Source organism: Cryobacterium sp. Hz9 (genome assembly GCF_004402825.1).
Classification (GTDB): domain Bacteria; phylum Actinomycetota; class Actinomycetes; order Actinomycetales; family Microbacteriaceae; genus Cryobacterium; species Cryobacterium gelidum.
Genome location: NZ_SOFC01000025.1, coordinates 28,011 through 47,078 on the forward strand (window position 1 = coordinate 28,011; position 19,068 = coordinate 47,078).

Here is a 19,068-nt window from a genome sequence, read left to right on the forward strand (position 1 = left end):
ACAAAGCGCTGCTTTGGATAGCGTATCACCGCCGGGGGTTCGGAAGCGACCGGCTCTGTCTCCTCTACAGGCCCGGCACTTCGGAACTGTGCACGAATCCGCCCGCTGCCCAGCCGAGAGCGAGGCCACGCGGCAGGGTGGGCAGATGCAGAACCCACGCGTGCTGGCGGCATCCGCTCTCATTGTTGTGATGGTGGTTTCTGGTGCCGGGCCGGCTTCCGGTGCCGCGCGGGCCGGGACGCCGTCGATCACTGCTCCGGCCCGCGCTGAGGGCTGGCGGTGGCCGCTGGCGCAACCGCACCGAGTGACCCGGGCATTCGTCGCGCCGGAGTCGCCCTATGCGGTCGGTCATCGCGGGATCGATTTGGCGGCTGAGGCCCACGAGGAGGTCTTTGCTCCGCACGATGGTGTGGTGTCGTTTGCGGGCAGTGTCGTTGATCGGCCGGTGCTGTCAATCACGCAACCGGGTGATCTGATCGCGACCGTGGAGCCCGTGGTCGCCCTCGTCGTGGTGGGAGATCGCGTGCGAGCGGGGCAGGTGATCGGTACCGTGGCGACCGGTGGTCATTGCCCGCCCGGCTGCCTGCACTTCGGTGTGCGTCTGCACGGGTCGTACGTGTCGCCGCTGCTCTTTCTCGGCAATCTGCCCCGCGCGATCCTGCTACCAGCGGCACAGTGAAGACGGCGGCACCGTACACGGCGGCACGGTACACGGCGGCACGGCGCGATGCTGTGCTCGGGCAGGGTCAGGCGCGATGCTGTGCTCGGGCAAGGTCAGGCGCGGGGGTGGGCCAGTCGATAGCTGGCTTTGAGTCGTTCCGCCGACACGTGGGTGTATATCTGGGTGGTGCCGAGACTGACGTGCCCGAGAAGTTCTTGCACCGCGCGTAAGTCGGCCCCTCCATCGAGCAAGTGGGTAGCTGCGGTGTGGCGCAGGGCGTGCGGTCCGGCCGGACCGGTGCCGGGAACCGCGGCGAGCAACGTTGCGACGAGGCGGTAGACCCCACGCACGCCGAGGCGCTGGCCCTGACGGCCCAGGAAAAGCGCGGTGGCGTTCGGTGCTGCAGTGACGGTCGGCACGGCCCCCTGCGACCCCGCGTTCCCGGTTCCCGCCGCTTCGGTTGCGAGCGTGTTCCGGGCCTGGCGCAGGTAGTCGACGAGGGCGCGCTGCGCCGGAACCCCGAACGGAACCACGCGTTCCTTCGCGCCCTTGCCGGTGACCCGCACGGTCAACCGGTCCAGGTCGACGTCCGCGAGATCGAGGCCGACGAGCTCAGACACGCGCAGCGCTGAGGCGTAGAGCAACTCGACGATCGCTCGATCGCGCAGCGCGAGTGCCTCTCCCCCGGCGGTGCGCGATGCCAGCAGGTTGAGCAGGTCGGTCATTTGGGCATGGGTGATGACTCGCGGCAGGGCGCGTCCCGGCTTCGGCGAGCGCAGGCGGGCCGCCGGGTCGGTGCTGTCGTCGTGGCTGAATGCGAGCCAGGCCGTGAAGCTGCGCGCCGACGCCGACCGGCGGGCCAGGGTGGCCCTGGCCAAACCGGCCTGGGTGGCAACCCACAGCCATTCCCGCATGAGTTCGAGGCTCAGATCGGCGGATGCCTGGTTGCCGCGGTCGGCAGCAAACCTGGCAAGTTGGTCCAGGTCGGTGCGGTAGGCCCGCACGGTATGCACCGAGTAACCGCGCTCGGCGGTGAGGTAGCGCAGAAAATCGTCAATGTCGTCGCTCAGGTGCACCGGTTGATTATCTCTGCCTGTCCTGCTCATTGCTGCCGCGAAAATGCCTGCCGGCGGTCGTGCGGCGAGAGGGCGGCCAGTTCATCAACGTAATCGGCTGAAAACTGCGTGACGGCGGTGAAAGCCCCGATCGGCACCTGCGAGTGAGTGATCTGGTCGGCGTAGACGTGCACGAGGTTGAGCGTCTGGCCGCCGTTCACCCCGGTTAGTGTGCGGTGAGGGGCGCTCAAATCCATCGTGTAGCAAGTGGCTGCCGCGACCGAAACGGGAATGCCGGCAAACAGGCCCTGGGTGGAATAGTGCAGGTGCCCGCCGAGAATGGCGCGCACGTCACTGCCCGCCAGTACGGCAGCCAGTCGAGGCTGGTCTTGCAGCTCGAGCACGCTCATCAGCGGCAACGGCGTTGGAATGGGTGGATGATGCAGGGCCAAAATCGACCCGTGGCGGGCGGGCTGGTGGAGCACGTCGGTCAGCCAGGTCAATTGCGCGTCGGTGATTTCGCCGTGGTGATAGCCGGGAACGCTCGTGTCGAGGGCGATGATGCGCAGCCCATCGAGGTCGTGCACGTGGTCGACGGGCGACGCCAGCCCGACCGACGCTGCCTCGCCCAGCAGCACGCTACGAAAGGATTCACGTTTGTCGTGGTTGCCCATCACCCAGATGATCGTGGCATTCCACTGGGCGGCGGCGGCCTCCACGATGCCGCGAATGCGGCGGTAAGCCTCTGATTCGCCCCGATCGGCCACGTCGCCGGTGAGGATGAGCGCATCGGGGCGGATACCCGAGCGGTGCAGCTGCTCGAGCGCGCGGTGCACGGTTTGGTCGGTGTCGACGGCGCCATAGAGCGGCGCGCTATTCGCGAGAAAATGGGTGTCACTGAGGTGTACGAGAATCTTCCCGGCGGGCGCATACTGGCCCAGCTGCACGGCTTCCATTGTTCACCTCTCGTCGGCTATTCAGACTACGTGCATCCACCGACACCGATCGCAGCCATACCGCCCAGGACGTTGGCCTCACCACACAGTCCGCAGGAACACCAACACCGCTGGCCTCGACGCGGCCCTTGTTCGTCTTCGCGATGGTCTGGAGCGCATCCAGATGTCGGGAAATGCTGGCAACCGAAAAAAGGGTGCAGCAGCTAACGCTGTCGCGTGTCACCGTGGGCCCGTCCGCAACCGGCGACCGGGGCAGATCTGACCGGGCGGGGCTATCATGGCGCCATGTCTGCCCAGCCGGATGCCTACACCGAGGCTCTGGACCGTGCACTGCTGCACGCCCAGGCCTGGCTTGCGTCGCTCCCTTCCCGCCCCGTCGGCCCCCGCGTCGACGCCGATACCCTGGCTGCGCTGTCGGAGGGCCCGCTCCCCGCGTCGCCGACCTCTCCGGCAGACGTCATCGATGAACTGGCTTCCTTCGCGGAACCCGGCCTGATGGCGATGCCGTCCGGCCGATTCTTCGGCTGGGTCATCGGGGGAACCCTGCCGGCAGCGCTCGCCGCCGACTGGCTGGTGACCGCGTGGGACCAGAACGCCGGAATGCGGTTCGCCACTCCCGCGACCGCCGTCCTCGAGGAGACCGCTGGTGGCTGGCTGCTCGACCTGCTCGGGCTGCCGCTCGGAGCAGATGTCGGATTCACCACTGGCGCGACGATGGCCAATTTCGTCGGCCTCGCCGCCGGTCGGCAGTGGATTCTGGAGCAGTCCGGATGGGACCTTGACCGTAACGGCCTGGCCGGTTCGCCACGGGTACGGGTTTTCGTGGGGGCTGAACGTCACGATGTCATCGATCTCACCCTGCGCTACCTGGGCCTCGGTGCACCCATCGTGGTCGACGTCGACGAGGAAGGCAGACTGCGCCCGGACGCTCTGGCCGAGCTGATGACCGCCGGGGACGGACCTGCCATCGTCTGCCTGCAGGCTGGCAACGTGCATTCCGGAGCTTCGGACCCCATGGGTGCGGCGATCGACGTGGCGCACCGGCATGGAGCCTGGGTTCATGTGGACGGGGCATTCGGCCTCTGGGCGGCGGCCAGCCCGAGTTATCGCGCGCAGCTGGCCGGGGTGGAATCGGCCGATTCCTGGGCGACCGACGCCCACAAGACGCTCAACGTTCCCTACGACTGCGGAGTGGCGATCGTGTCCCGGCCGGAGGTGGTGCGCAAGGTGTTCGGCGTGCACACGAGCTATCTGGTCGCGGCCGACGCTACCCCAGGCCACCCTGGCCCCGGTGACCCGTTCGAGAAGGTGCCGGAGTTGTCCCGCCGGGCCCGCGGGGTTCCGGTCTGGGCTGCGCTGCGTTCCCTCGGCCGGGACGGCACAATTGCGCTGGTGGACGGTCTCGCGGCCAATGCGCGCGCGCTGGCCGACGGCCTGCTGGCGATGCCGGGCGTTGAAGTACTCAACCAGGTTGTGTTCACCCAGGTGTGCGTGAGTTTCGGCAGCGACGAGCGCACCCGGCTGGTGACGCAGCGACTCATCGCCGACGGCTCCGCGTGGATGTCAGGGTCGCGCTGGCACGGCCGGGACATCCTGCGCATTTCAGTGAGCAACTGGTCGACGGACGCCACCGACGTTGCTCTCTCCCTCGCCGCGGTGGCACGAGCCGGCGCGGCCGTGGAAGCAGACGCGGGTCGGTAGTCACCCTCTAACCCGCATCGGACCGCCCACAGCCGCGACCCGACCACCACCGGAGCTCCAGCCTGCCTCCTAGAGCCGGCGCACCCAGCCGGCCTCTCGTTCCTGGGCTGCCCCGTCGAGATCGAGGCCGCCGAGGGCGCCGCGCACGGCCGCACTCGACAGCCCTGCGCGCCGCGCCAGATCGGCTACCGTGCGCGGAGACCGACCGCTGAGCGCGTCGAACACGCGGACCTGGTCGCTCGTGCGCGGTATCGGGCCCGGGCCCTCGTCGGTGTCGGGAAAATCCAGTGGCCCCTGAATCATTCGTTCGCCGACGAGCTCGGCCATCTCGGTCGGGTTGGTCACGCAGATCGCGGCAAATTCCCGAATAAGACGATGGCAGCCGGCCGAGGTCGGGCTCGTGATCGGCCCCGGCACGGCGCCGAGTGGCCGACCCAGCGCCGAGGCGTGGCCGGCCGTGTTGAGCGAGCCCGACCGCCAGCCGGCTTCGAGCACGACCGTGGCCGCACTCGCCGCGGCGATCAACCTGTTTCTTTGCAAAAAGCGCCATTTTGTCGGTGCTGCCCCGCAGGGCAGCTCCGATACCACTGCTCCGGAGGCCACGATGCGGGTGAGCAGGGAGTCGTGGCCACTCGGGTAGAACCGGTCGACTCCCCCGGCGAGGAAAGCCACGGTGATTCCATTACTGGCCAGTGCGGCCCTGTGCGCCATCCCGTCGATGCCGTAGGCGGCACCGGAGACGACGGCGAATCCGCGGTCCACCAGCCCGGCCGAGGCTTCCATGGCAATGTGCTCACCGTACCCGGTGGCCGCCCGGGCCCCAACCAGCGCGATCGAGTTGGGCAGCGCGGCGAGGGCACCGGGCACGCCGCGCCACCACAACGCGAGCGGCGCATGCAGCTCGAGGTCGTTGAGCGAGGGCGGCCACAGGGCATCCGTGGCCAGCAGCAACCGAGCCTGCAAGCGGGCTGCTTGCTGCAGCGAGCGGATGACGTCGCCGGAGCTGAGCCGCGGCCGCCAGCGTTGCAGTCCCAGGTCGAGGGCCTGTTCCAGTTCGGCGCTGGTGTCGGCATCCGCTTCGGTGACATCGGGGCTGGGGCTAGCAGCAAAGACCACATCGGGCCCGCCCTGCTCATCGCCTGCGAGCACGTCGCGCACGAGCGCGCCGAGCCGCACCGGACTCCACGATTCGAGAATGGCGGTCAGCGCGACGCTCGCACCGAGGCTCGCCACGAGCAACCCGGCCGTCCCGTCGCCGGGTTCGGTGATGCCCGACCAGGCGGCGCGGGCAAACACGTCGCTGGGCGCTGCTCTGTCGTCAACGGGCGTATCGTGAACGGTGCCGTCGTCGTCGGCCGCTGTATCGGTTACGGCGCTCCGGGGCCGGTCGAACGCTGCTATCTCGTCGGAATCGGGGCCACCGTCTGCGGGTGATTGGCCGGTGCGCGGCACACCGCGCACGCCGGCGGCGAGCGCTCTGACCCGGGACTCGTCGAGACCGAACAGCATCATGATGTCATTCCTTTGCGTAGAAAGAGCGCCTGGCCGACCTGGTCGGGGCCGGGGATGGAGAGGCCGTCGTAGTCGGCGAGGGTCCAGGCGATGCGCAGCACCCGGTCGTAGCCGCGCATGGTGATTCCGCCGCGTTCCAGGGCTCGATCGAGGCCTGCGGTGGTGCGGGGGGCCAGTCGCACCGCCGCACCGCGTAGCCACGGACCCGGAACCTGGGAGTTCAGGGTCCAGGGTGTGCTGCCGAGCCGCTCGGCCGCCGCGGCTCGGGCGGCGACCACCAGCTCCCGGGCACGGGGGCTCGTGACCCGCTGCGTGCCGGCGGCGAGGCGCAGCTGGGCGGTGGTGATGCGCTTGACGTTGAGCTGAATGTCGATGCGGTCCAGGAGCGGACCGGAGATGCGGGCGAGGTAGCGGCGGCGCGCGTTCGGCGGGCAGGTGCAGCTGAGGTCGCCCGCCCCATACTGCCCGCAGGGGCACGGGTTGGCCGCCATGACCAGTTGGAACCGGGCGGGAAAATGCGCGACGGCATTGGCTCGGTGAATGCTGATCCAGCCGGATTCGAGCGGCTGGCGCAGGGCGTCGAGCACCGGGGATGCGAATTCGGGGGCCTCGTCGAGGAACAGAACGCCGTGCGAGGCTTGCGACGCGGCCCCCGGGCGAATCTGACCGTTGCCCCCACCGACCATGGCGGCAGCGGTCGCGGTGTGGTGTGGCGCCTCCCACGGTGGCCGGGTGATCAGGGTGCCGCCCAGTCCGAGGCCGCTGAGTGAGCGCAGTGAGCTCACCTCGAGGGAGCTGGCCGGGTCGAGGTCGGGCAGCAGGCCGGGCAGGCGCGCGGCGAGCATCGTCTTGCCCGCCCCGGGTGGGCCCAGGAGAAACACATGGTGCCCTCCGGCTGCGGCGATCTGCAGAGCCAGAATGGCATCGTCATTGCCGATCACATCGGCCAGGTCGGGTTCGGCGGCCGGGCTGCCCGACAGGGCTGTGGCCAGAATCGGCTCGACCGATATCGGCGCAAGCGCGGCACCGTGCCAGATCGCCGCATCCCGCAGCGACGCCACGCCGATCACCCGTATGTCGGGCACGAGTCGGGCCTCGGCCTCATTGCCGATCGGCACCATCACCGTCGTGTGCCCGAGACGGGCGGCGGTCATCACCCCCGGAAGGATGCCCGGAATCGGCCGGAGCCGGCCGTCCAGGGCGAGTTCACCGAAGTGCACGACCTGTTCTACCGACCCGGGTGCCACGGTGCTGTCGGCGGCGAGGCAGGCCAGCGCGATCGCGAGGTCGAAGCCGGCGCCGTGTTTGGGCAACGCGGCCGGCGACAGGTTGATGGTGAGGCGGTGAACGGTGAGCGGGCATCCACTGTTGGCGGCCGCGGCCCGCACCCGCTGGGTTGCCTGCGCGAGGGCCGCATCGGGCAGTCCGATCAAGATCATGCCGGGCAGTTGCGCCGAGATGTCGGCCTCGACCTCGACGAGCGCGCCGGTCAGGCCGAGCATGGCCACGGCGTGCGTGCGGGCGATGCCCATCAGAACACGCCACGGAGGTGTTCGATGACCGGTTCGCGGCCGGTCGGGGCAATCACCGCGATGACGTCGAGCCGGATCTGGCGCGGCCACCGCTCCGCCTGCACGCACCAGGCCACGGCGAGGCGGCGCATCCGGGCAAGCTTCGTCACGGTGATGGCCTCAAACGGATGCCCGAAACTCAGGCTGCTGCGCGTCTTCACCTCGACGAAGACGACCGCGACGCCCCGCTGTACGACGAGGTCGATCTCCCCCTCGGCGCACCGCCAGTTGCGGGTCAGGATCGTGTATCCGGCGCCCTGAAGAAAGCGCGCCGCTTGCTCTTCGCCGAGTTTGCCGAGTTCATCTTTACGCGCCACGAGTGCCTCCGACCACCAGCTTGACCGTTCCGGTGACCGGTGACCGGGGCGCGGCCCGCTTGGTGCACAGTGCCGCAGCGCGGTGATTGTGGAGGAGGAGGAGGAGGAGCGGAGGAGCGGAGGAGCGGAGGAGACTACGAAGCGTGCATTACGAACAGTCGGCGCACGACCTCGCCCGCGACGAGCGCGTCGAGGCTCTCGTTGAGGTCGGTGAGCGGCCGGGTGTCGGTGTGGAGCAGCTCAACCGGCAACCGGCCATCGCGCCACAGCTGAAGGTAGCGGGGAATGTCACGGCTCGGCACGGAGTCGCCCATGTACGAGCCAAGCAGCCGCCGGCCGAGTCCGGCGAACTGCAGCGCCGGAGTGGTGATGGTCTGTTCGGGGTGCGGCAGACCGACCGAGACGAGGGCGCCGCCTCGGGTGAGCAGCGCGAGGCTTGCCTCCATTACGCGGGCGCTGCCGACGGCCTCGATGGCGAGGTCGACGCCGTCGCCCGCGTGCAGCCGTACGAGCTCGGCCGCCTGGTCGGGTGATCCGGCGTGGTGGGCGCCGCAGCGCAGGGCCAGCGTCTGCTTCTCCGGCAGCGGATCGATCGCCATGACGGTCGTTCCGGCGACCTGGGCGGCGGCCATGACAGCCATCAAGCCGACCGCGCCGAGTCCGAACACGATCACCGACTGACCGGGCGCGAGGGCGCCGGTGTTGAGCACGGCGCCGATGCCGGTGAGGGCCGCGCAGCCGAACATGGCGGCGACGTCGAAGGGAACATCCTGGTCGATCGCGACGACCGATTCCCGGGCGACGACCGCGTACTGCGAGAACGCCGAGACACCCAGATGGTGGTTGATACGCTCCCCCGTAGCGCTCGCCAACACGGCCGGGCCGTGCAGCAGGTCGCCGGTTCCATTAGCCTCGGCGCCACGGTGGCAGAGTGCAGGGCGCCCGGCCAAGCAGGCCCGGCAGCCGCCGCAACTCGGCACGAAGACCAGCACGACGCGGTCGCCCACCGCCAGATCGTCGACGCCGTCGCCGAGCGCCGTCACGGTGCCGGCGGCCTCGTGGCCGAGCGCCATCGGCAGGGGCCGAATGCGCGAGCCATCAATGACCGAGAGGTCGGAATGGCACAGACTCGCGCGTTCGATGCGCACGAGCACCTCGCCGGCGCGGGGCGCAGGCACCGGAATCTGCTCGAGCGAGAGCGGGCGGCTGTCGGCGTAGGGGCGCGTGGAGCCGGCTTGGCGAAGAATCGTACTGAGCATCGTTGCTGGAGTCATTCTTCCAACCTAACGCCCACTAAGGCGTACGCTGAGCGTATGAAAATGCGCGACCGGGTGACCGACCTTGGCATGCGAACGATGAATGGCGTGCACCGGATGGTGCTGGGCCTGTCGGGCGGACGCCTCGGCTGGACCATCCGCACCATGCAGACGGTCGAACTGCACACGACCGGCCGGACTACCGGGAAGCGTCGGTCGACGATGCTGACGGCGCCCGTGCACGAGGACGGCCGGTACGTGCTCGTAGCCTCTAAGGGCGGCGACGACCGGCATCCGTTCTGGTATCTCAACCTGGTGGCGCAGCCCGACGTGGAGCTGACCATTCGCGGGGTGACGCGACCGTTTCGGGCTCGCGCCGCTTCATCCGTTGAGAAGGCTGCGCTGTGGCCGCGCATTGTCGCCGCCTACCCGGGATACGGCACTTACCAGGGCAAGACCGAGCGTGCGATTCCGGTGGTTATCTGCGAGCCGCGTTTGACGAACGACCGTTAGGCGACCGGCTCGAGCGTTTCGGTGAGAATGGTCGGGAAGAGCGGCGCGTGCACCCCTGACATCTCTTCGAGCACCCGAATGACCTGGCAGCTGTAGCCGTATTCGTTGTCATACCAAACGTAGAGCACGGCCTTCCGGTCGGTGACGATGGTGGCGAGACCGTCGACGATGCCGGCACGACGCGAGCCGAGGAAGTCACTGGAGACCACCTCGGGCGAGTCGATGAAGTCAATCTGGCGGTGCAGAGAGGAGTGCAGCGACATGGTGCGGAGGTAGGTGTTGAGCTCATCCTTGTCGGTCGTGCTGGCGAGGTTGAGGTTGAGGATGGCCATCGACACGTCGGGGGTGGGAACGCGGATCGCGTTGCCGGTGAGCTTGCCAGCCAGCTCGGGCAGGGCCTTGGCGACGGCCTTGGCCGCGCCGGTCTCGGTGATGACCATGTTCAGCGCAGCCGAGCGGCCTCGGCGATCGCCAGAGTGAAAGTTATCGATGAGGTTCTGGTCGTTGGTGAACGAGTGCACCGTCTCGACGTGGCCGTCGATGATGCCGTAGCGGTCATTGATGGCCTTGAGCACCGGCGTGATCGCGTTCGTGGTGCACGACGCCGCGGTGATGATGCGGTCACTCGCGAGAATATCGGCGTGGTTGATGCCGTGCACGATGTTCTTGAGTGCGCCCTTACCCGGCGCGGTCAGGAGCACCCGGGCGACGCCGGGGCACGTCAGGTGCTGGGACAGCCCCTCTTCGTCGCGCCACTTGCCGGTGTTATCGACGACGATGGCGTCGTGGATGCCGTACTGCGTGTAGTCGACGCTGGCCGGGTCACCGGAGTAGATCACCTGAATGAGCGTGCCGTTGGCGAGGATGGTGTTGTTCTCCTCGTCGATGGTGATCGTGCCGTCGAACGGGCCGTGCACCGAGTCGCGGCGCAGCAGGCTGGCACGCTTGACCAGGTCGTTGGCAGAACCGCGACGCACGACTATTGCGCGCAGGCGCAGACCCTGGCCGCCGCCAGCGTGTTCGATCAGGATGCGCGCGAGCAGCCGGCCGATGCGGCCGAAACCATAGAGCACAACGTCCGTGCTGGTGCGCTCTTCCCGACCGTGCTGACCGACGACATCGGCGAGTTCGGCGCGCAGGTAGCCCTCGAGGGTGACGCGGTCGTTCTGCTCGCGAAACCCGAGGGCCAGGCGGGCGAGGTCGATCGAAGCGGCACCGAGGTTGAGTCGGTCAAGGGCCTGCAGAATCGGAAGGGTCTCGTCGAGCGGTAGCTCGACATCCGCTATGTGTCGGGCGAAACGGTGTGCCTTGACCAAACCGACGACCGACTTGTTGACCAGTCCGCGCCCGTAGACACTCGTCACAACCGTGTTCTCCCGGTACAGGCGCCCGATCAGGGGGATCATCGCCTCGGCGAGAGCCTCGCGCTTGCTCCACGTTGCACGGGCACGATCAGCGTCCTGGATCACAGGGTTGCCTTCCTAAACCTTCATTAGTCAGTGTGGCCACACAAGTCCGGCCACCCAGGGCCCCGGAGTCATTCCTTATTCGTCGAGCGCAAGTTCCTTGGGGAGTTCGAAGTCCTTGGAGGCGAGCTCTTCCACGTTGACGTCTTTGAAGGTCAGCACGCGCACCGATTTCACGAATCGGTCGGAGCGGTAGACGTCCCAGACCCAGACGTCCTTCATGGTCAATTCGAAGTAGAAGTCGTGTTCCGTGTCGCGACGCACCAACTCGACCTCGTTCGCGAGGTAGAAGCGTCGTTCGGTTTCGACGACGTACTGGAACTGGCCAACCACGTCTCGATATTCCCGGTACAGGGCCAACTCGACCTCACGGTCGTAGTCCTCGAATTCGTCTTCTTCCATGGTGGTCTCATCTTACGCTGAGATTTTGAGCCACGATTTGCGGTGTAGGGGGTTCGGTCCGAGCAGGTCGATGGCGCTCATGTGGGCGGCGCTGCCGTAGCCTTTGTTCGACGCCCAGCCGTAGCCGGGCGCTTCGTCGTGCGCGTCGATCATGAGGCGGTCGCGGTGTACCTTCGCGATGACGGATGCCGCCGCCACCGACCCGCAATCGCGGTCCGCTTTGATGCGGGTCACCACGTTCAAGGGGGTGGTCAGCGCCTTGTTGAGCCAGTCGTCGCTGCCGTCCAGCAGCACGATGCTGCCAGCGACATCAACGCCCTGCGTGTACAGCTCGGCCAGTGCACGCTTGCCGGCAAGCCCGAGGCAGGCGATGATTCCAAGTTCATCGACCTCGGCGGCCGAGGCGAGGCCGACGGCCGAGTACGTCGCCCAGGCGGCGGCGAGGGGTGCGATCAGTTCCCGGCGCGGTTCGCTGAGCATCTTCGAGTCGCGCAGTCCCGCCGGTATGGGCAGAACGGAGCTGTTCACCGCGGCGAAGCCCACGGCCACCGGCCCGGCGAGGGCACCGCGGCCCACCTCATCACAGCCGATCACAAAACTGGCGCCGGTGCGGAGCAGATCGAACTCCACCTCGAGGGTGGGGTCGGACACCGTCACTATTGGTCGCCCTTGTCGGCGTGTTCCACCTCGCGGAACACGTCGGGGTAGTCGTCGAGCCAGGACCAGTTGGCGAGCGGCCAGCTCACGACGAGCGCACGACCGACGACGTTCTCGATCGGCACGTAGCCCTTGCCGGCCGTGTCGCCGTTGTAGCGGGAGTCCTTGGAGTTGTAGCGGTTGTCGCCCATCATCCAGAGCGAGTCGGCCGGGATGGTGACGTCGAAGGCGTCCTTGGAGACCTTGGTCTCCCCGGCCGGCAGAAGCACGTAGGCCGACTCGTCGAGTGGAACACCGTTGATGCTCATCTGGCCGAGGGTGTTGCAGCAGACAACGTGATCTCCGGGCAGCCCGATGACTCGTTTGATGAGGTGGTCGTTGCTGTCGGGAGCAGACAAGCCAACCACCGAGAGCAGCCAGTCGGCTCCGGCAACGATCGGGTTTTGTACGATCTCAGCCTGGGGCAGCAGCCAGCCACCTGGATCTTTGAAGACGATGACGTCGCCGCGGGTGATCGGGATCAGCTCGGGTTCGAGCTGGTTCACGATGATGCGGTCGTCGACCTGCAGGGTGTTCTCCATCGACCCGGAGGGGATGTAGAACGAACGGATCAAGAAGGTTTTAATCATGAACGAGATGAGGAGCGCGACCACGAAAATGATGAGGAGGTCACGAACGAACAGCAGGATGCTGCGCTGTTTACTGCTCGCCTTCTTTCTGCGTGTCGTCTTGCTTCGGAACTTCTTCGACTCTGACACCCGACGATCGGACCTGGAGGCGAGCACTTCATCTGTCATTAAACCGCCTGAGCTCCCCATCAGTGTAAGTGATGGGGAGCTCAGGAAGATCCGGTTGGATCTCAGTTGACGCGAAAGTTAGCGCTTTTCCTTGATCTTGGCCTTCTTGCCACGCAGGTCGCGCAGGTAGTACAGCTTGGCGCGACGGACATCGCCGCGGGTCACGATCTCGATGTGGTCGATGACCGGGGAGTGCACCGGGAAGGTGCGCTCGACGCCGATCTGAAAGCTGACCTTGCGAACGCAGAACGTTTCGCGCACGCCTTCGCCGGAGCGGCCGATGACGACTCCCTGGAAGACCTGGATACGAGAGCGGGTTCCCTCAATGATGTTGACGTGAACCTTGACGGTGTCGCCGGCACGGAAGTCAGGAAGATCCTGCTTCAGCGATGGGGCGTCTACCGCGTCGAGAATATGCATGTTGTTTCGCTCTCTGTACCCGCCACAGGTCGACTACGCTAGGTGCTTCATTCGAAGCAATCAGTATGGGGATGTGCGCCGCTCGGTGCAGGTTCCCCTGTGGCAGAGTCCTGCAGCGGCACAATCGCCTATTCTGCCATGAACTCGGTCCCGTCGCAAAGTGGGGTCAGTCCGGCTAGATCAATCGGCTAGGGACGATCGCGTTTTTCTTCGACGACGATGACCTCGGGGGTGCCGGTTCGGCCAAATCTCGGTGCCGGTCGGGTCTGGTTGGGCAGGGTCTGCTTCGGCAGGGTCTGGTTAGGCAGGGGCTGCTGTGGCCTGCCCGGAGCGGCCTGCCCCCGTGCCGTCTGCTCCACCAGGTCGACCATCGCGCGCATGCGCCGCTTGGCGGAATCGACCAGCTCCCAGACGGTGAACCAGAACACGGCGAACCCGCCGATGATGACGAGCACGCTCAGCCAGCCAGCGGCATCCGTGGAAAACGGAATGGCGACGATGAGCACGTGCCAGAGGGCCAGCACGCCGACGTCGGCGTAGGAGACGGCCCGGGCTTCGCGTACTTCTTTGCGCGCATAGACGACGAGTGCAACGAGGAGCAACCCGAGGCCGATGAGCACGGCTCCGAAGAAGATGCCTAGCACGGCCCAGCCGCCCGATCCGAAGATCGACGACCCGACGAGGAGCCAGAGCGGCAGGGCTCCGGCGGCAATGAACTGCCAATGGTAAAAGGCGCGGCGGATGATCACGACTGTAGTTTATCGACGAGGGCTGGTAGTGGTCTTGGCGTTCGCTGGAGGCAGAAGGTGCGGTGTCACAAGGTCGGGACGCACCCGTTCGGTGCGTTCGATCTGCTGCTGGCGACGCCAGGTACTGATGGCCCCGTGGTTACCGCTGAGCAACACCGGTGGCACGTCGAGCCCGCGCCAGCTGGCCGGCTTGGTGTAACTGGGGTATTCGAGCAGTCCGTCTTCATGGGACTCCTCGACGAGGCTCTCCGGGTTGCCGACGACGCCGGGAATGAGTCGGCCGATCGCTTCGATCATGGCCATCACGGCGACCTCTCCCCCGTTGAGTACGTAGTCGCCGAGGCTGACCAGCCGTACCCGGCCGCGGGCCTCATAGTGGTCGACGACGCGCTGGTCGATACCCTCGTAGCGGCCACACCCGAAGACGAGGTGCTTCTCGAGCGATAATTCGCGGGCCATCGCCTGGCTGAACTGGTCGCCGGCCGGCGAGGGAAAGATGAGGATGGGGCCGTCTTCGTGCGTTACGCCGCAGTCTGTCGTGCCGGCACCGTCTGTCGTGTCGGCGCCGTCTGTCGTGTCGGCGCCGTCTGTCGTGCGAGCGCCGTCGCCGTCGCCGTCGCCGAGGATGGAATCGAGGGCGTCTCCCCACGGCTCGGGCTTCATGACCATGCCGGCGCCGCCACCATAGGGGGTGTCGTCGACCGAGTGGTGCCGGTCATGGGTGTGGTCGCGCAGGTTGTGCACGCCTAACTCGATCAATCCGCTCTGGCGGGCCTTGCCGAGCAGCGACAGATCGAGCACATCGAAGAATTCGGGAAAAATGGTGACGATGTCGATGCGCATGGTCAAATTCTAGAAGAGTCCGGCGTGCTCTTTCGCCTCGAGGTAGCGGTCGACGACCAATTCGACCAACGGCGCAGGGGCCGCTTCCCCCGGCACCAGCAGCGGGGCGGTGACCAGTTCGGCGCCCACGCTCTGGGCGCGGGTGAGGTCGAAGAAGAATCCGGGTGCCATGAGATAGGTACTCACGGCCACGTGCTGGCTGCGAAGTCGGGCACGGGTCACGGCACAGGACAGCCGAGGTGTGGCGGCGGAAAGAAAGCCCACGGTGACACGAATACCCAGGCGTTGTTCGAGCCGGGCACCGACCGTGCGGCAGTCCAGAACCGCGCGTTCGTCACTGGAGCCGGCGGCGGCGAGCACGATCTCCTGGCCGGGTGCCCGCTTATCGAAGCCGGCCGCGCGCAGGCGATGCTCGAGTACGTCGAGGAGTCGGTCGTCGGGGCCGAGGGCCCGGGAGACGGTCGTCTCGCGGGTGTGCGCCCGGGTCTCACGCTGCAGGTCGACGTGTACGTGATACCCGGCGGAGAGCAACAGGGGCACCACGACCGCGGCGGAATCCGGACGCACCGCGCCGAGGCTCGCCGCGACATCCGGTTGTTGCACATCGACGAAACCGCCGGTCACTCCGAGATCGGGGCGAGCCGATGCGACGGCGGCGACGAGAGCGGCGATGGCGGTCTGGCCGTCAGCCGAGTTGGTGCCGTGCGAGATAGCGACGAGAGCGGCGGGCGGCGATGTGGAGCTCTCGGCGCTGCGGCGCTCGCTCTGATCATCATTCGGCGCGTCGACGTTGCTCCGATCGGCACCGCGCCCGAAGGTGCTGTGCGGGTCGGTACCACGTCGTTCGCCGAGCAGGGTCATGCCGCCTCGAGTAGTCCAGTCTCGACCGCGACCTCGATGTAGCCGCCGACGACGCGGGTGTCATAGGTGTGCAGCACGAGCGTGGGGTTGGTGAAGCATTCCCCGGTACCGAGGTCGTACACCTCTTTGTGCAGCGGCGAGGCGATGGTGGGACGGTCGCCCTTGGAACCGACGATGCCACGGGCCATGACGTTGGCCTCGGTGTGCGGATCGCGGTGGTCGACGGCGTAGATCTCGGTCGGCGACAGGAGAAACAGTGCAATCTGCTTCCGGCGAATGAGGGCGGCCTCGCCCCAGCTGGGTTCGAGATCGGACACGGCGCAGGCGCGCTCCCAGACCAGGGTGGGGCGGGTCGCTGAAGCGTTGGGGCGAGTCTCGGCCGTTGTCATCGTCATGGTGGTGTGCTCCCAGGGTTGTCGCGTTCGTGCGTTGATCCCACGGTAGGCGGGCCACATTTCGGCCAGCGACGCACTGTGTTTCTTCGCCGTGAAACTCACCTCACAGCGGGGGTGCACCGCTGTGGGGCTTTCGACCAGTCCGGGACACACGAGCGACACGAGCGGGAAACTGCCCCGAACTACGCTCACAATTGCCCCGCTTCGAAAGGATGCTGATGCCAGCTTCGAATGAAACCGCTTCCGCGTATTCTGCCCCAGACCCCACGGCTGCCGCTGGGGATTCGACACACGCCGTCACATCGACGAGCCCACCGGATGCCGACGTGCACACTCCTGAGGTACCTCGCCGTGTCATCGTGATCGGTGGCGGCCCCGCGGCGCACCGCCTCACCGATGCCCTGCACTCCCGTGACACCGGACACACCCTGTCGATCGTCGTACTGACCGAGGAGAACCACCGCCCCTACGACCGGGTCGCGCTGAGCCAGCGGCTCGCCGGAATGGTCGACCTCACCCTCGAGCCCACAGCGCCATGGGACAGCGAGCGCATCACGCTGCGCATCCACGAGCGAGCCACCCGGATCGACCCGATCGCACGCACCGTCACGACATCGACCGGTGCCGTGCTCGCGTATGACGACCTCGTGCTCGCCACCGGGTCGAGCGCCCCTGTGCCAGAGATGCCGGGCCGGGAACACATTCGGGTGTATCGCACCCTCGACGACGTCGACGCCCTCGTCGACGAACTCACCGCTCTGACGGCCTCGCTCGGCCGCACCCCGCGGGTCGTGGTGGCCGGCGGCGGGCTGCTCGGCCTCGAAGCGGCCGGCGGACTGCATACGCTCGGCGCCGAGGCGGCCATTGTGCACTCCGGCGGCTGGCTGATGTCGGCCCAGCTCGACGAGGGCGGCGGTCAAGCCCTCGGCCGGCTCATCGTCGCTCAGGGCATCGAGCTACACCTCGGCACCCGGGCCCGCACCATACTGGCCACGCACGACAACACCGCGGTGACCGGCCTGCAGCTCGGCAACGGCCAGGAAATTGCCGCCGACCTGGTCGTCTACGCGATCGGAATCTCGCCGCGCGACGAGCTGGCGCGCGCCGCCGGACTGACCATTGGCACCCGCGGCGGCGTCACGATCGGCAACGACTGCCGCACGAGCGATGCGAATATCTGGGCGATCGGCGAAGTCGCCAGCTGGAATGACCGGTGCGTCGGCCTTGTGGCTCCGGCCAATGCCATGGCCGAAGTGGTCGCCGACCGGCTGCTCGGCGGCACGGCGGAGTTCACGACCGTCGACGATGCCACCAAACTCAAACTCTCCGGCGTCGATGTGGCCAGCTTCGGCGACGCCCTGGCGACCACGCCGGGCTCGCTCGAAATCGTCTTCGCCGACCCGGCCCGCGGGCTGTACCAGAAGCTCGTCATGACCGACGACGCCAAGACCCTGCTCGGCGGCATCTTCGTCGGCGACGCCACCCCCTACTCGGCGTTGCGCCCGATGGTCGGCCGGCAGCTGCGCAGTGAGCCCGCCGCGTACCTCTCGGCGGCCGGTGCCGAAGCTCCGGCCGGCGACGAACTGCCCGATGACGCACTGGTCTGCTCCTGCAACATGGTCTCGGCCGGCGCGGTGCGACAGGCCGTGCGCGCTGACGACACGAGCGCAGACAATGCGCGTGGCGTTTGCACCGAACTCGGCGCCCTGAAGACCTGCACCCGGGCCGGCACCCAGTGCGGTTCGTGCGTGCCGCTGGTCAAGAAGATCCTCGAGGCCGAGCTGACGGCATCCGGTCACATCGTCTCGCACGCCCTGTGCGAGCACTTCGAATTGAGTCGTCAGGAGCTGTTCGACTCTGTGCGGGTGCTCGGGCTGGTATCGAGCGACGAGATCTTCTCCCGCTTCGGCGCCGGTCGCGGCTGCGACGTCTGCAAACCGGTCGTCGGCTCGATCCTGGCCAGCCAGAACACGTCCTACATTCTGGATGCCGGCCGCGGCACCCTGCAGGACACCAACGACCGCGCCATGGCCAACATGCAGAAGGACGGCACCTATTCGGTCGTCCCGCGCATTCCAGGGGGCGAGATCACGCCGACCAAACTGGCCGTGATCGCGCAGGTCGCGCTCGACTTCGACCTCTATACCAAGATCACCGGCGGGCAGCGCATCGACCTGTTCGGCGCCCGCCTGGAGCAGCTGCCCGACATCTGGCGCATCCTGGTCGACGCCGGGTTCGAGTCGGGCCAGGCCTACGGCAAGGCGCTACGCAACGTGAAGTCCTGCGTGGGGTCCACCTGGTGCCGGTTCGGCGTGCAGGATGCCGTCGGCCTCGCGATTCGACTCGAGTTGCGTTATCGCGGGCTGCGCGCGCCGCACAAATTCAAGTTCGGGGTGTCGGGCTGCGCCCGGGAGTGCGCCGAAGCCCGTGCCAAGGACGTGGGCATCATCGCAAGCGACAACGGGTGGAACATGTACGTCGGCGGCAACGGTGGCTTCCAGCCCGCGCACGGGCAGCTGCTCGCGACCGACCTCGACGAAGAAACCTTGATCAGGTACATCGACCGCTACATGATGTACTACATCCGAACGGCCGATCGCATGCAGCGTACCGCCCGCTGGATGGAGGATCTGGACGGCGGCCTCGAGCATGTGCACGACATCGTCATCAACGATTCGCTCGGCCTCGGCGAGGACCTCGAACAGGCCATGCTCGCCCACGTCGACAACTATGAAGACGAGTGGGCGGCGACGCTCGCCGATCCGGACCGCCTGCGCCGGTTTCGCTCCTTCGTGAACGCCCCGACCGAACCCGACCCGAGCATCGCCCTCGTTACGGAGCGTGACCAAATACGACCGGCGACCCCGGCCGAGCGGGCCGCATCGAGTACTCTGCTCCTAAGCGGAAGCCGTATTCCCGTTCGAAAAGAGTAAGCA

General features: G+C 67.2%; 19 protein-coding genes. 4 read left to right on the top strand and 15 right to left on the bottom strand.

What is annotated here, in order from left to right; translation table 11 throughout:
• Positions 1-145: 145 nt before the first annotated feature.
• Positions 146-679: a murein hydrolase activator EnvC gene (locus tag E3N85_RS15460; RefSeq protein WP_241978554.1), complete on the top strand. Its 534-nt coding sequence runs from the start codon at positions 146-148 to the stop codon at positions 677-679.
• 95 nt (positions 680-774) lie between these two features.
• Here E3N85_RS15460 and E3N85_RS15465 read toward each other — a convergent pair whose 3' ends face one another.
• Together E3N85_RS15465 and E3N85_RS15470 are read right to left on the bottom strand one after the other, a co-directional pair.
• Positions 775-1,737, bottom strand: a complete 963-nt coding sequence (locus tag E3N85_RS15465; protein WP_241978555.1) for a tyrosine recombinase XerC — start codon at positions 1,735-1,737, stop codon at positions 775-777.
• A 26-nt stretch (positions 1,738-1,763) separates the two neighbouring features.
• Positions 1,764-2,672: a metallophosphoesterase gene (locus E3N85_RS15470; RefSeq protein WP_134464769.1), complete on the bottom strand. Its 909-nt coding sequence runs from the start codon at positions 2,670-2,672 to the stop codon at positions 1,764-1,766.
• Positions 2,673-2,957: 285 nt separating this feature from the next.
• Between E3N85_RS15470 and E3N85_RS15475 the strand changes: the two genes are divergently transcribed.
• Positions 2,958-4,373, top strand: a complete 1,416-nt coding sequence (locus E3N85_RS15475) for an aminotransferase class V-fold PLP-dependent enzyme (protein ID WP_134464771.1) — start codon at positions 2,958-2,960, stop codon at positions 4,371-4,373.
• 69 nt (positions 4,374-4,442) lie between these two features.
• Here E3N85_RS15475 and dprA read toward each other — a convergent pair whose 3' ends face one another.
• From dprA to E3N85_RS15495, 4 genes are all read right to left on the bottom strand, one after another.
• Complete coding sequence (gene dprA / locus E3N85_RS15480) at positions 4,443-5,885, bottom strand: DNA-processing protein DprA (protein ID WP_241978556.1); 1,443 nt, start codon at positions 5,883-5,885, stop codon at positions 4,443-4,445.
• Complete coding sequence (locus E3N85_RS15485; RefSeq protein ID WP_134464773.1) at positions 5,882-7,417, bottom strand: YifB family Mg chelatase-like AAA ATPase; 1,536 nt, start codon at positions 7,415-7,417, stop codon at positions 5,882-5,884. Before E3N85_RS15485 ends, dprA begins: the two co-directional genes overlap by 4 nt.
• Positions 7,417-7,773: a YraN family protein gene (locus E3N85_RS15490; RefSeq protein ID WP_134464775.1), complete on the bottom strand. Its 357-nt coding sequence runs from the start codon at positions 7,771-7,773 to the stop codon at positions 7,417-7,419. Before E3N85_RS15490 ends, E3N85_RS15485 begins: the two co-directional genes overlap by 1 nt.
• Positions 7,774-7,907: 134 nt before the next feature.
• A complete protein-coding gene (locus E3N85_RS15495; protein WP_134464777.1) occupies positions 7,908-9,047 on the bottom strand; it encodes an alcohol dehydrogenase catalytic domain-containing protein in 1,140 nt (379 codons plus the stop codon).
• Positions 9,048-9,086: 39 nt separating this feature from the next.
• On the opposite strand from E3N85_RS15495, the gene E3N85_RS15500 reads away from it, so the two are divergent.
• Positions 9,087-9,542: a nitroreductase/quinone reductase family protein gene (locus E3N85_RS15500; RefSeq protein WP_134464779.1), complete on the top strand. Its 456-nt coding sequence runs from the start codon at positions 9,087-9,089 to the stop codon at positions 9,540-9,542.
• Here E3N85_RS15500 and E3N85_RS15505 read toward each other — a convergent pair.
• The 9 genes from E3N85_RS15505 to nirD form a co-directional block, all read right to left on the bottom strand.
• Positions 9,539-11,011 carry a glyceraldehyde-3-phosphate dehydrogenase gene (locus E3N85_RS15505; protein WP_134464781.1) on the bottom strand — a complete coding sequence of 491 codons (1,473 nt, stop codon included), beginning with the start codon at positions 11,009-11,011 and terminating at the stop codon, positions 9,539-9,541. The genes E3N85_RS15500 and E3N85_RS15505 overlap by 4 nt on opposite strands.
• Positions 11,012-11,086: 75 nt before the next feature.
• Positions 11,087-11,410 carry a DUF2469 family protein gene (locus E3N85_RS15510; RefSeq protein WP_022886464.1) on the bottom strand — a complete coding sequence of 108 codons (324 nt, stop codon included), beginning with the start codon at positions 11,408-11,410 and terminating at the stop codon, positions 11,087-11,089.
• A 12-nt stretch (positions 11,411-11,422) separates the two neighbouring features.
• Positions 11,423-12,067 (bottom strand): ribonuclease HII, encoded by a 645-nt coding sequence (locus E3N85_RS15515; RefSeq protein ID WP_134464783.1) that lies wholly within the window; start codon positions 12,065-12,067, stop codon positions 11,423-11,425.
• Positions 12,067-12,864, bottom strand: a complete 798-nt coding sequence (lepB, locus tag E3N85_RS15520; protein ID WP_134464785.1) for a signal peptidase I — start codon at positions 12,862-12,864, stop codon at positions 12,067-12,069. Before lepB ends, E3N85_RS15515 begins: the two co-directional genes overlap by 1 nt.
• Positions 12,865-12,942: 78 nt before the next feature.
• Positions 12,943-13,284, bottom strand: coding sequence for a 50S ribosomal protein L19 (gene rplS, locus E3N85_RS15525; protein WP_134464787.1), 342 nt, complete (start codon positions 13,282-13,284; stop codon positions 12,943-12,945).
• 188 nt (positions 13,285-13,472) lie between these two features.
• Positions 13,473-14,033: an MFS transporter gene (locus tag E3N85_RS15530; protein WP_134464789.1), complete on the bottom strand. Its 561-nt coding sequence runs from the start codon at positions 14,031-14,033 to the stop codon at positions 13,473-13,475.
• Between the two features lie 9 nt (positions 14,034-14,042).
• On the bottom strand, positions 14,043-14,876 hold the full coding sequence (gene trmD, locus E3N85_RS15535; protein ID WP_134464791.1) for a tRNA (guanosine(37)-N1)-methyltransferase TrmD: 834 nt from the start codon (positions 14,874-14,876) through the stop codon (positions 14,043-14,045).
• Positions 14,877-14,885: 9 nt separating this feature from the next.
• A complete protein-coding gene (locus E3N85_RS15540; RefSeq protein ID WP_134464793.1) occupies positions 14,886-15,737 on the bottom strand; it encodes a sirohydrochlorin chelatase in 852 nt (283 codons plus the stop codon).
• Positions 15,734-16,132, bottom strand: a complete 399-nt coding sequence (nirD, locus tag E3N85_RS15545) for a nitrite reductase small subunit NirD (protein WP_134464795.1) — start codon at positions 16,130-16,132, stop codon at positions 15,734-15,736. The genes E3N85_RS15540 and nirD overlap by 4 nt, the downstream gene beginning before the upstream one ends.
• Positions 16,133-16,350: 218 nt before the next feature.
• Here nirD and nirB point away from each other — a divergent pair, with 218 nt between their 5' ends.
• Positions 16,351-19,065 (top strand): nitrite reductase large subunit NirB, encoded by a 2,715-nt coding sequence (nirB, locus tag E3N85_RS15550; protein WP_134464797.1) that lies wholly within the window; start codon positions 16,351-16,353, stop codon positions 19,063-19,065.
• Positions 19,066-19,068: the final 3 nt, after the last annotated feature.

Excerpts from the sequence above, each read along its gene's own strand:
- E3N85_RS15460 (WP_241978554.1), top strand. The coding sequence starts at position 146 with ATGCAGAACCCACGCGTGCTGGCGGCATCCGCTCTCATTGTTGTGATG.
- E3N85_RS15470 (WP_134464769.1), bottom strand. The coding sequence starts at position 2,672 with ATGGAAGCCGTGCAGCTGGGCCAGTATGCGCCCGCCGGGAAGATTCTC.
- E3N85_RS15475 (WP_134464771.1), top strand. The coding sequence starts at position 2,958 with ATGTCTGCCCAGCCGGATGCCTACACCGAGGCTCTGGACCGTGCACTG.
- dprA (WP_241978556.1), bottom strand. The coding sequence starts at position 5,885 with ATGATGCTGTTCGGTCTCGACGAGTCCCGGGTCAGAGCGCTCGCCGCC.
- E3N85_RS15485 (WP_134464773.1), bottom strand. The coding sequence starts at position 7,417 with ATGGGCATCGCCCGCACGCACGCCGTGGCCATGCTCGGCCTGACCGGC.
- E3N85_RS15495 (WP_134464777.1), bottom strand. The coding sequence starts at position 9,047 with ATGACTCCAGCAACGATGCTCAGTACGATTCTTCGCCAAGCCGGCTCC.
- E3N85_RS15500 (WP_134464779.1), top strand. The coding sequence starts at position 9,087 with ATGAAAATGCGCGACCGGGTGACCGACCTTGGCATGCGAACGATGAAT.
- E3N85_RS15510 (WP_022886464.1), bottom strand. The coding sequence starts at position 11,410 with ATGGAAGAAGACGAATTCGAGGACTACGACCGTGAGGTCGAGTTGGCC.
- lepB (WP_134464785.1), bottom strand. The coding sequence starts at position 12,864 with ATGACAGATGAAGTGCTCGCCTCCAGGTCCGATCGTCGGGTGTCAGAG.
- rplS (WP_134464787.1), bottom strand. The coding sequence starts at position 13,284 with ATGCATATTCTCGACGCGGTAGACGCCCCATCGCTGAAGCAGGATCTT.
- trmD (WP_134464791.1), bottom strand. The coding sequence starts at position 14,876 with ATGCGCATCGACATCGTCACCATTTTTCCCGAATTCTTCGATGTGCTC.
- E3N85_RS15540 (WP_134464793.1), bottom strand. The coding sequence starts at position 15,737 with ATGACCCTGCTCGGCGAACGACGTGGTACCGACCCGCACAGCACCTTC.
- nirD (WP_134464795.1), bottom strand. The coding sequence starts at position 16,132 with ATGACGATGACAACGGCCGAGACTCGCCCCAACGCTTCAGCGACCCGC.
- nirB (WP_134464797.1), top strand. The coding sequence starts at position 16,351 with ATGCCAGCTTCGAATGAAACCGCTTCCGCGTATTCTGCCCCAGACCCC.